This is a genomic window from Sphingobacterium sp. UBA7253, from assembly GCF_002472745.1.
GTDB lineage: Bacteria > Bacteroidota > Bacteroidia > Sphingobacteriales > Sphingobacteriaceae > Sphingobacterium > Sphingobacterium siyangense.
Map to the genome: position 1 here is coordinate 1 of NZ_DKSP01000159.1, position 12,102 is coordinate 12,102.

The 12,102-nt window shown below is 37.5% G+C and carries 8 protein-coding genes; 3 read left to right on the top strand and 5 right to left on the bottom strand.

Going from position 1 to position 12,102, the window contains the following annotated elements:
- Positions 1-6: 6 nt before the first annotated feature.
- The 5 genes from B2X72_RS16385 to B2X72_RS16405 form a co-directional block, all read right to left on the bottom strand.
- Complete coding sequence (locus tag B2X72_RS16385; RefSeq protein ID WP_286850730.1) at positions 7-1,278, bottom strand: TonB-dependent receptor plug domain-containing protein; 1,272 nt, start codon at positions 1,276-1,278, stop codon at positions 7-9.
- Positions 1,279-1,301: 23 nt separating this feature from the next.
- Entirely contained in the window at positions 1,302-2,426 is a 1,125-nt protein-coding gene (locus B2X72_RS16390) for an ROK family protein (protein WP_159332730.1), read from the bottom strand.
- A 403-nt stretch (positions 2,427-2,829) separates the two neighbouring features.
- Positions 2,830-4,719 (bottom strand): SusD/RagB family nutrient-binding outer membrane lipoprotein, encoded by a 1,890-nt coding sequence (locus B2X72_RS16395; protein WP_286850732.1) that lies wholly within the window; start codon positions 4,717-4,719, stop codon positions 2,830-2,832.
- 11 nt (positions 4,720-4,730) lie between these two features.
- Positions 4,731-7,841 (bottom strand): SusC/RagA family TonB-linked outer membrane protein, encoded by a 3,111-nt coding sequence (locus B2X72_RS16400; RefSeq protein ID WP_286709401.1) that lies wholly within the window; start codon positions 7,839-7,841, stop codon positions 4,731-4,733.
- 25 nt (positions 7,842-7,866) lie between these two features.
- Entirely contained in the window at positions 7,867-9,033 is a 1,167-nt protein-coding gene (locus B2X72_RS16405; protein WP_286709402.1) for an ROK family protein, read from the bottom strand.
- A gap of 249 nt (positions 9,034-9,282) precedes the next feature.
- Here B2X72_RS16405 and B2X72_RS16410 point away from each other — a divergent pair, with 249 nt between their 5' ends.
- The 3 genes from B2X72_RS16410 to B2X72_RS16420 form a co-directional block, all read left to right on the top strand.
- Complete coding sequence (locus B2X72_RS16410) at positions 9,283-10,494, top strand: acyltransferase family protein (RefSeq protein WP_286775226.1); 1,212 nt, start codon at positions 9,283-9,285, stop codon at positions 10,492-10,494.
- Positions 10,495-10,598: 104 nt separating this feature from the next.
- Entirely contained in the window at positions 10,599-10,877 is a 279-nt protein-coding gene (rpsO, locus tag B2X72_RS16415) for a 30S ribosomal protein S15 (RefSeq protein WP_046674145.1), read from the top strand.
- A 316-nt stretch (positions 10,878-11,193) separates the two neighbouring features.
- The coding region (locus B2X72_RS16420) for a hypothetical protein (RefSeq protein ID WP_286850734.1) at positions 11,194-12,102 on the top strand (909 nt) is incomplete at its 3' end.

Here is a 12,102-nt window from a genome sequence, read left to right on the forward strand (position 1 = left end):
AAACGTTTAGGACGCAAGTGGTCTGTTATGTGTATGTTGATTCACATAATTAACCACCACGTCTGTTGTTAATTTATTCCAAAGTTTAAACGAGGAATTTAAATTTGCAATATTCTTTTTGTTTGAGGACTCCAGCGCAGTCATCTGATTATCTTGACGTGTGACTGAAAATCTTGTGTTTGAGTTTTCTGTCGTATGACCAAGGGCTAAATTGAAAGACGTATTGTTCGGATTGTTAAATAATTTATTGTACGAATTTTGTGCTGAATAAGGACGGACAACACCATCCCAAGAGATAATATCTTTGCCGTCAAATTTAGGTCCGAAGTTTACTGTTGCTGGAAGTACGCCCCGCGTCACGCCATTAATTGCTAGGCTATTGTCATAGTAGAAAAACATGTCGTCTGCTTGTCCACTGTTTTGATAGGCCTTTGTATAGCCCGGTCCTCTGACATCTTGGAATCTAGGTAGATAAGCAATTTTATCGTGCGTATATGTGGCATTGAAATCGATAGAAAATCCTTTCCCTCCTTTTCCAGATTTGGTTGTTACCAATACAACCCCATTCATGGCTTCTGACCCATACAAAGCTGCCGCAGAAGCACCTTTTAGAATGCTGATGTTCTCAATATCTTCCGGGTTGAGATCTTCTAAACCATTTCCTCTAGCGCGTTGGTCACCCCAGTAATCAGAATTGTTAAAAGAGGTTTGTCGCATTGGTACCCCATCTATGATAACTAGAGGTTGAGAATTTCCTGTAATTGAGTTCGTTCCACGAATATTGATGTTGATACCCGATGTAGCACCTCCTGGTGCAGCAGAAATACGAACACCCGGTGCTTTACCATACAATGCCCCCGCAAAGTTCGGTGAACCGGTTTTTGTTAACTCTTTAGAGTCGACCGTGCTCATGGCATAACCAAGCTCCTTTGGAGCACGTTTAATACCCATAGCAGTAACAACAACTTCCTCCAGGTTGGAAGCATCCTCTGTTAATTTAATGTTTATCGTTTTTGAGGAACCAACGACTATTTCTTGGGATTTGTATCCGACAATGGATACACGTAAGACTTCACCCTGTGAAGCTTGAATTGTAAAAGCCCCATTGGCGCCCGTTTGAGTACCTCTGGTTGTTCCCTTAACAGAAACTGTTGCGCCAGAGACAGGTCCATTAGCATCTGAAACTATTCCAGAAATGCTTTGCTGCGCATAAAGCGATGTAGCACTGAAAAGTGTACATAACGCCAATCCTGCAGTTTTTTTGTAAAATAGACTCATGTTTTAGGTATTTGTGTAAAACGTTAGTTAATAATGTTTGTGATGTATTTTTCTATGACTAATGCTGTTGTGCCGAGTTGCTGCGCTCTTTTGTGCAGGTCGGAGATCTCAATGCTTGTTTTCTTCGATATTTTAGGAATGCTGTATTCATTTACTGCAACTTGGATATGAGGCGCAAGGATATAACCGATTTCCGCTCCACGACCACTGATGATAATTTTGTTCGGATTGAGAATATGTATCAACGTTGATATTCCTTTACCTAATAAGTACCCAATTTTTCCAATATTATTGATTGCGATCTGATCACCAATTTGAACGGATTCAATAAGAGCTTCAGCTTTGTTGTCATATTCTTCTACGAGTTTTTCATATATAGAGTATTCGCCGTTTTTTATATCCTTTTCAATATTTCGGATGGCAGCGCTCACAGAGGCTTCCACTTCTAAACACCCTCTCTTTCCGCAAGAGCATAGTGTTAATTCATCGGAAAGGGGGATGTGGCTAAACTCACCAGCAAAACCAGAAGTTCCTTTAAAGATGTCGTCATTAATAAGAATACCCAAACCTACCCCCCAATTAAGATTAATGACAAGGGAGTGCGAGGAATCTTGTGCATTCCCGAATTTTTTTTCAGCCCAGGCGACACAACGTGAATCGTTGTCAATTACTGCAGGCACGTTAAACTTTTGTTCGATGAGTTCCTTTATATTATATAAAGCGGAATCACTGTTGTAGGATTCATTTAGCCCTGTTTCTGAATTGACAAAACCTGGCATGCTAATCCCTATGCCGATAACCTGTTTTAAATCAATATTATTTAAAGAAAAAAAGCGATCTACAGTTTTTAATAGTACGTTTGCTGCATCAGAATCTCTAAGATCGACTGGAAGATTTTCTAACGATGAGATAATATCCCCTTTAAGGTTTGATAAGGTAATTGCTGTATAGAATTGATCGATAGATAGGCTGACGATTGTATAGCTTAAATCTTCATTAATCATATACTGCATAGCCTTTCTTCCACCTGTCGATGCAGCATAACCTTTCTCAACTACGATATTCTTTGAAAGAAGTTCGTTGATTTGTTTGGTGACAGAAGGTATACTTCGTGAAAGTGAGTTCGCAATATCTGCAATCGGTTGCATAGGCCGATAATACAAATTCCTTAAAATCTCTACGACCATTTCTATTTAAGCTTCATTAATGAGTAATTATTTGGTTTTTAATGTTTTTCAATAATGATATTATACTTTTTAATATCATTGGTAGTTGGTTTTTAGCTCAATTGCTCTACTTAATTTAGGTGTGCTGCAGTTGAGTTTTTCTGTGTTTGTTTTTAGTTTATAAATAAAGATATAGATACTTTCTTTTAAGTTCCAAAATCTTTTTAAAAAATTTAAAAAGAATTTGATAGATTCTTTATTTTTAAGGGAATGGAGTGCTTCTTTTGAATTAATAATAAGTGTTATTGTAACAAATATACTGATCAATATTGTTGTAAACTAGAAAAGCCGGCTCAAGGCCGGCTTTTCTGGTGTTATAAAGAAATTATTTTTGTTTGGCCCACCATAGGGGTGTAAATACACCATCTGATCCACCTAATAAGGATACCGCTTTATCATAATTTGCCTGATCAGCATTTCTAAATGATGAAGGATAGCTCGCTCTTTGCGGAAAGAAATCTACTTGGTTTTTTGTGTAATTTGCACTTGTCAATTGTGGCATTGTTGCGATGGCCGTTTCGACAGCAGGATTTTCAAAGAAAGGAAGACCCAAACGGCGTTGGTCGTTCCATGCCTCAAGGCATAAGTATGGAAATGAGGCAATATATTTTTGAGTAATAATTTTTGTCAACTTATCATTCTTGATTGACCCATTTTTATAGATCGTATTTTCAGGATACTTGATTGTGGCAGTTCCTGTAGCATTCGTATAACCGTCTTTGTATTTGACAGTGAATGTCGCAGCAGGCTCCGCTGTATGATCATATTTTACTGAAGTTCCCACGCGGTTGTAGTTTTCTGATGCCAAGTATTGACCGAGGTAAGACGATACTTCCCAGTAGTTAAAGTTTTCTGAAATACCTTTTTCATAGGCGACTTTGTCAGATATAGGGGTGTTCCAGCCCCTCAAAGCTGCTTCAGCAATCAAAAAATAACTTTCCCATGAAGCGAAGAACAAACGTTTCTGCGTGCTTGTTCTGAACTTTTTGATCATGCCTGGAATACGACCATTTTGTGCTCTAAGCACGATGTTTGACGATTTAGCCCCCCATGTACCTGAAGTAAACGCATTCCATGTGTATGAAGTTTTGAAATTTAGGGTTGTGCCATCTGGTTTTTTGATTTGAGCATCCTGATTGCTAGCATCGGTCCAATATTGTGGGTCGGATGTATGACCTGGAATAAAGAAAGCTTTATACGCTCTTGGATCCATTTTATTTGGAATCCCATCTAAGTAATAACCTTGGCTTGGGTCATTTGACATCGTGGAGAAGTTATCCAGGTAACGGATACCAAAATCGTCTTCGTTCTTGATTTTGCTTACAACTTCGGTTTCCGTAAATTGATCCGCAGTTTTGATACCACCCAATCCGATAAATATATTGTTTAATGTAGCAGATAGTAGTTGTGTATTCCAAGAACGGCTCATTACACCTGTCAGTGGATCCCAACCGTCTTTTTCCTGTACGCCGAAATTTTGTGCAGCTGTTTCAATGTATTTATTCGTTTTAACAGCATCTTCAAATTCAGTCTTTGCTTTCGTTGCATCAACCTCTGATAAGCGCATTGCTAAACGCATACGCATTGAATTCGCATAGCGGATCCAATTGTCCCATTTGAAACCGTAAGCGGCATCATAGTTTTCAATACCCGAATTGCTGACAGCTGGATCGATTTTCGATTGAGCATCTTTTAATTCAGTCAATAGATAATAATAAACGTCTTTTACAGAATCAAACTGTGGATTGACTCCTTGAAACCCCTTAGTCGGTATTGGTCCAAAATTGTCACTTAATTCACTTAATAAGTATGCCCTCCAAATTCTGGCCACTTGGATCATGTTTTGATTGTAAACTGCAGCAGTACCATTTTGTGTTTTCTTATCTGCAATTTCGATGGTTGCATTGGCATTATTCAGCCAACCGGAAATACTCGACCAATAGAGTGAATTAAAGTCATCACTTTGTTGTCCTATATTGATGAAATTAAAGTATTGCTGGTGTGCAGCGGTTTTCCAGGAATAAATAAATAAACGTTCAGCTAATCCAGGATCTTGTTGCGCTCCGATAATGGAGTTGTTCAAAAAATATTCTGGTTTGACTTGCTGATCATTTGCAGCAGTTTGATCTATATTAATATCCTCAAGCTTTGTACAAGAGGTAGCTGCGCTTCCTAATAATATTGCTAGCGCTATTTTTGATAGTGTATTTTTCATGATAATTCAGATTAGAAGCCAATAGATAGGTTTAAGAAATAAGAACGTGAGGTTGGAAATGATAAATTTTCAAATCCAACAGCGTTTGAACTCATCGCATAAGTGGATTCTGGATCTACCCCATTTGCGTAACTTTTTAGCATGGCTAAGTTATTGACTGATACACCTACTTTTGCATTTTTAACGATAGATGATTTCAATAGGTTTTTAGGGATAGAGTAATTTAATTGCAAATTTCTAATCCTAACATTGGTTGCATTATATAAATTTTGTTCAGTAATACCTAAGTTGCCACTAGCTCCAGATACAGTTGTCCAGTAATCTTGCGGCGTAACTGCGACAGTACTTTTTTCGTATGCACCATTTTTTAGGATAACTCCATCAACAACAAATTTATCCCGACTTCCGTTAACAACTGTTTCGGCAGAAGAACCGCTAGCTTGTAGTGCACGCTGTGTTCCTGAGAAGAATTTTCCGCCAAATCTGCCATCGATTTGAAAACTTAGTCCGAAGTTTTTATAAGTGAAAGAGTTGGTGATACCAGCGAGGGCACGTGCAGTCTGATCACCCAGAAGCTCTGCTTCGTTAGATTTCGCTTGTGGTAAACCTGTACCGCTTAGGATAAGTTGTCCGTTATAAGGGCTGTTTGCATCTTCAACACGTAGGAACTTTGTTCCGAAAATAGCGCCATATCTTTGGTTTTCAGCTGCATATATTGCGAAATTGTCATAGCCGCCCAATGTCATACGTTTGGATTCAGGGTGTAATTCAAGGATTTTATTGAAATTGCGAGAAACATTGGCATTCAGATTCCATCTAAAGTTCTCTTTTCTGATTACATCGGCGTTTAATGTGATTTCAAATCCCTCGTTAAGAATATTACCTGCATTGGCTTTGAAAGCTCTATATCCAGATAGGTTGTTCATTGGGATGTCAATCAATTGATTTGTTGAGTTGTTTTTATAATATGTTAAATCCAAGCCAATTCGGTTGTTGAAAAATTTAGTCTCTAAACCTACTTCAATTGATTTTTGCAGTTCATTAACCACGTTCTCATCATACAGAACATCTCGTTTGGATGCAGTTGTATTATTATTAGGGTCATTACCAATAATATAAGTATTATATAATTGGTACGCGTCCATGTCGCGACCTGTTCTTGCATAAGATGCTCTCACCTTTGCAAAGTTGAACCAAGAAGGCATGCTTCCAGATTTATTGATCAGGTCGGAGATGACAAATGATGTGCTTACAGAAGGGTAAAAATAACTGTTATGATTTGGGTGTAAAGTGGATGTCCAGTCATTTCTTCCAGTGAAACTAACATACCAAATATTATCATAATTGATGTCAATGTTACCATAAATGGAATTAATCTGTTTTCTATTTATACTTTCAGTAATACCGGGATTGCCAATATTGTTGCCAATAGTAAATAAATTAGGTACCCTTAAATTGCCCGCACTTGCACTTAAAGAAGTACGGCTACGGTCCATGATCTGTCCATAGATTGCGGCACTACCACCCCATTTACCGAATAGATTGTCTTTTCTTGCCTGTAAACTTGCGATATAATTGTTCTCATAAAACTTGTCTGTACCTGTGCCATACGAATTGTTTATATGAGATCCTGTATATGTTTTATCTTCGTATTTCGTCGAATAGTTATCAGAACCCACACGTACATCTGCACTTAACCAGTCATTAAAATCGTACTTTACAGTAGCGTTCATCAAATAACGATCACGGGTATCACGACTTAACTTGTTGTTAGCAGCCCAATAAGGGTTAATTCCTGAATCTTCCAAATACCAACTTTGTTTCACACCCAATTCATCCATTCCAGGTTTAAATTGCGTAATGTCCAAACTTCTTGGGAAAGTTAACAACTGTGAATAATAATTACCTCCATTCACACCGCCAACTGCACGATTATAGGCCATATTACGCATGTATTGTACCTTTACGTCAGTAGTCCACTGATTACGCTGACCAAATTTGGCGTTTACTCTATTAATTAAATTCAGGCGGTTTAATTTTTGGCCGGGAGATTTGCTGTTATCATGCAAATAAGTCGCTGACGAATATACATTGACTTTTTCGGAAACTGCCTGTTGAAAATTGATGTTCTGGGTGGTATTGAATCCTGTTTTGAAGAAATTACCGATATTATCGTAGGCTTTTAAATTTGTTTTCGTACCATTCCATAACTCAACTTCCTGCCCTGTTATCTTTTCACCCCAAGATCCTGTAGCTAATTTACCGTATACTCCACCATCGCCTTGAGAGAAGTCACTCTGTAGCTTTGGCGTCATAAAGATGTTTTCAATACCGGTAATGGTCGAATAAGAAATTCCAACACCGTCTTTTGCTTTACCACTTTTGGTTGTAATCAAAATAACACCGTTTGAAGCGCGTGATCCATAAAGCGCAGAAGCAGCACCACCTTTTAAGACAGACATGCTCTCGATATCTTCCGGATTTAAGTCTCCTAATCCACTTCCCATATCGGCTGATGGATTCCAGAAATCATTGTTTTTGGCTCCCGCAAAATTATCCATAGGTACACCATCAACAACGATTAATGGTTGGTTGTCTCCAGTAATGGAATTGAATCCGCGAAGAATAATTTTCGAAGATGATGAAGGTCCGTTTGAACCTTTAACAACCTGAAGACTGGAAACCTTGCCCGCTAGTGCATTGGCTATGTTGTTTTCTCTGGCATCCGTCAATGCAGTACCTTGTATATCTTGAAATGAATAACCAAGACTTCTTTTTTCACGTTTAACTCCCATTGCTGTAACGACCACTTCTCCCAAAGTCGATTCATCGCTTGTTAAGGATACATTAATCGTTTTAGTTGTTCCCACCACAATTTCCTGAGGTTTATAGCCTATTAGTGAAATACGTAATGTTTCGCCTTGTGCAGCTTGTATATTAAATGCCCCACTTGCAGTCGACTGGGTAGCTCTATTTGTTCCCTTTACGGAAATAGTAGCACCTGCAATTGGCCCCTTGGCATCTGAAACTGTTCCAGAAATGCCTTGCTGTGCAAATAGCGATGTTGCACTGAAGAGTGTGCACAAAGCTAATCCAGCTGTTTTTTTGTAGAATAGACTCATCTTTAAGTGTTTAATTTATAAATAATTATTTAGTTAGGATTCTGTTGATATGGTTTTCCACGACGATAGCTGCAGTACCCTTTATTTGAGCATGTTTGTTCAATTCTGACATTTGAATCTGTGTTGTTTTTGCAATTTCAGGGATGCAAAATTCATTAATGGCAATTTGTATTTGAGGATTCAGAATTCTCCCGAGTTCTGCACCTCTTCCGCTGACAATGATTTGTTTTGGATTAAGAATATGGATGAGCGTTGATATGCCTTTGCCGAGCATGTAACCTATTTTTCCGATATTGTTAATCGCAATTTGGTCTCCAACATGAGTCGCTTCGATCAGTGCATCGATTTTGTTTAGATTACTCTTTACAAACGTACTATAAATCGAATACTCATTGTTTTGAATATCGTTCTCCGTACTTCGAATGGCGGCATCCAATGATGCTTCAACTTCAAGGCATCCCCGTTTACCACAGGAGCATAAGGTGTTGTTGTCGGAAAGAGGGATATGGCTAAATTCTCCAGCAAAACCTGATTCGCCCTTAAAAACAGTTCCATTAATGATAATTCCTAATCCAACTCCCCAGTTTAGATTAATAATAAGTGAGTGCTCGATGTATTTCGCAGCCCCAAATTCTTTCTCTGCAATGGCTATGCAGCGAGAATCATTCTCTATGATTGTTGTCAGTTTATATTTTTTTTCAATCCTGCTTTTTATTTCATACAAAGGATGCGTATTGATATAGGATTCATTGACGCCCAATTCTGAATTAACAAAACCAGGCATACTAATTCCAATACCTATAATCCGATCTAATGAAATCGTTGAAGATGCTAAAATTCGGTCAATTTCGGATAAAAGGAGCTCTGAAGACTCTTCGGAATTTAAGTCTAACGGTATATCCCTATGCTCTAATATTGTCTTTTGAGTTAAATCGGTAATTGTGCATGTCGAAAAATGCTGATCACAAGAGATCGTCAATATATGGAAATCCAGGGACGGGTTGAGTGCAAATTGAATAGGTCGTCTTCCGCCAGTAGATTCTGCAAACCCACATTCAACAATGATCTTTTCTTCCAAAAGACGATTGATCACCTTGGTAATGGATGGCGTACTTTTCGAAAGCTTTTTTACCAACTCTGCTATGGACAGCGTTGAATCAAAATATAGGTTCTTCAGTATATCTTTTTCCATTGGTATTTGGTACAATTCATAAAGTTGGTTAAACTTTTGTTAAAGATATATTAAAAAGAAAGTAAGTTCCAAATACTTTTTAAACAATTTTAAAAAGTATCCCTTTTTTGACTAATAAGCCCATGCAAACGTTTGTTATTGTAACAAGGTTGTCGCTAAGTTTTCCTGTTTATGCCATTAAATTGTGGATTACGCATAAAAATGAAGGGCAAATACGTTATATTTACCTTTTAATTATACAATCTGATTATGAAACAACGCTATTACTCCTTGGATGTATTTCGTGGAGCTACTGTGGCACTGATGATTATGGTTAATAATCCGGGGACATGGGCTCATATGTTTGCACCGCTAAAACATGCAGAATGGCATGGATGTTCACCTACAGACCTCGTTTTTCCTTTTTTTCTTTTCGCAGTAGGTAATGCCATGTCTTTTGTTATACCTCGTTTACAGGAGGCAGGACCTGCAGTATTTTGGCAAAAAGTAATTAAACGGACGATCTTGATTTTTGCGATTGGACTTTTCATCAATTGGTGGCCTTTTGTGAAATGGGATGGTGCGGAGCTGGTTTTTAAACAATGGGTGGACGGAACGGATCCGAGCCGGGGAATTCGGATTTTCGGTGTGCTCCAACGCATCGCAGTCGCTTATTGTTTTGCTTCGATTTTAGCTTATTATTTTAAAGAAAAAACGATTATCTGGATCTCGGCAATCATACTGTTGTTATATTGGGCAATCTGTGCAATAGCCGGAGGAGCAGATCCCTATAGCTTGGAGGGCTGGTTCGGTACAAAGTATGATATAGCAATCCTAGGTTTGCCGCATGTTTACAAAGGGGAGGGGGTGCCATTTGATCCTGAAGGGCTGATGAGTACCTTGCCGACAATTGTTCAAGTTGTCTTTGGCTATTTAGTTGGTGTATTTATTAAAAAGCAAGGTCAGGTGGATTGGCTGTGGACGAAAGTGCCGGCCTCTAGTGAGCCTCATTTTAAATTGCTGGCGGGAATGTTTGTGACCGGATTTATTTTGGTCGTATTGGCTTGGATATGGGCCTTGGGTTTTCCGATCAATAAAAAAATATGGACGAGTTCCTATGTGCTCTATACAACAGGTTTGGCAACCATGACACTAGGTGGTATGATCTGGTTTATTGAAGTGCAGGGGGTGAAAAATAAATTGACACAGTTTTTTGATGTTTTTGGTAAAAATCCGTTATTCATCTTTGTATTGAGCGGTATTCTACCACGCTTTTTGGGATTGTTCCGTATTCCTGATGGCGTAAAAGAGGATGGTACACAAAAATACCTCGACGCTTTTGCCTGGTTTTATAAATATGTTTGTGCGAAAGTGCCTGGGATACCAGAAGTTGGTTCTTTTGTTTATTCGCTATGTTTCTTAACGTTGATGTGGGTAATCTGCTATTGGTTGGACAAGAAGAAAATCTACATAAAGGTTTAGTAGTAGCTGAACCTTTGCTTATTAAATTATTTTGGAAACCGAAGATTTTTGCTATCTTTGCAGCCAATTAATAAAATTTTTAACGCTTTAATATTATTCAGGAAATGTATTTAAGTAAAGAGTACAAAGCTGATATCTTCGCAGAATTTGCTGGATCAGCTACAAACACAGGATCTACTGAAGGTCAAGTTGCTTTATTCACTAAGAGAATTGCTCACTTAACTGAGCACTTGAAAAAAAACAGAAAAGATTTCGGTACACAACGTGCCCTACAAATGTTAGTAGGTAAACGTCGTTCATTATTAGCTTATCTTTACAAAAAAGATATCAACCGTTACCGTGCGATCATTAAAGGTCTAGGTTTACGTGATATTATCAAATAAGCTTTAATACAAAGGTGTTAAGAAAGCCATCCAATTTTTGGATGGCTTTTTTTGTTTATAAAAATAACACGTTTGATTTGGAGACAAATTCGTTTACTTTTTAATACTATCCGAAAATTATCTACGGGACTTTTTTCGTCAAATATGGATAGATAGGGAGGTGTCAATTCAATTGATCTTAATAAATAAATGTATTTTTCACACTTTAATTTTGAAAGTTTTTTTATCTTTAAAAAGATAATTATTTTTCAAGTTGTCGAACAAAGAGAATCATTGAAAATACTTGTTTCTTTTTGTTTAAAAGCCAAAATTAACCATGAAAAGAAACACTTTGAATATGAAAAGAGGTATGTTAAAAAATTTTTTCACTTTTACCGTAGCTATATTATGTTTTTTTAATAGAGGATGGTCGCAAAATATTATTGTGCCGCCTTCTCCAACATCGGAAAAATTCATTCAGTACCATAGTCTGCCTGCTTCTAACAGTTATGGTAATGTAGATATTTCTATTCCCTTCACCGATTTAAAGAATGGCGATATTAAACTAAGTGTAGGACTAAATTATAAAACTGACGGAATAAAATACGATGAATCGATCGGTGAGATTGGTCTGGGATGGATTCTTTCCAGTAATTATAGGGTTAGCCGCGAAATAAATGGGTTTCCTGATGAGTCTACTACATTTTTCTCGTCATTTCAAGATTCTTTAAATGTTCTATATACCAATAACCTTTTGCGAGATAGATTTTTGGCAAATTTTGTCAATAGCAATCAGGTTTACCCATCAAAATTTGGTAGAAAGAACTGGGATGCTGATTACGATATCTTTTCTTATATTACTCCTGAGGGTAGCGGACAATTTATCCTTGACCCAGTTAGCCGTCAGCCCATTGTAATGAGCGGTAGCCGCTTATATAAGATAGAGATTGATATAGTTGCGAATGATATTAAAGGCTTTAAAGTGATAAGTGATACTGGTATCAAATATTTTTTTGGAACAGACAATTCTACAGGAGACAGATATATCGAAGAAGTAAATGGGACTGAGATGTTTGGTATGTCGAAATCCTCGTGGATGATCTATCGAATTGAAGATTTAAATAATAATTTTATTAGATTCAGTTATGATAAATATAATGTTTATCCGAAAAATATTAGGAGCAACTATGTTTCATACAGATCCATGAGTTATAATCAATCTTCCTCAATATCGGCAGGCTTTAGT

Excerpts from the sequence above, each read along its gene's own strand:
- B2X72_RS16395 (WP_286850732.1), bottom strand. The coding sequence starts at position 4,719 with ATGAAAAATACACTATCAAAAATAGCGCTAGCAATATTATTAGGAAGC.
- B2X72_RS16405 (WP_286709402.1), bottom strand. The coding sequence starts at position 9,033 with ATGGAAAAAGATATACTGAAGAACCTATATTTTGATTCAACGCTGTCC.
- B2X72_RS16410 (WP_286775226.1), top strand. The coding sequence starts at position 9,283 with ATGAAACAACGCTATTACTCCTTGGATGTATTTCGTGGAGCTACTGTG.
- B2X72_RS16390 (WP_159332730.1), bottom strand. The coding sequence starts at position 2,426 with ATGCAACCGATTGCAGATATTGCGAACTCACTTTCACGAAGTATACCT.
- B2X72_RS16400 (WP_286709401.1), bottom strand. The coding sequence starts at position 7,841 with ATGAGTCTATTCTACAAAAAAACAGCTGGATTAGCTTTGTGCACACTC.
- rpsO (WP_046674145.1), top strand. The coding sequence starts at position 10,599 with ATGTATTTAAGTAAAGAGTACAAAGCTGATATCTTCGCAGAATTTGCT.
- B2X72_RS16385 (WP_286850730.1), bottom strand. The coding sequence starts at position 1,278 with ATGAGTCTATTTTACAAAAAAACTGCAGGATTGGCGTTATGTACACTT.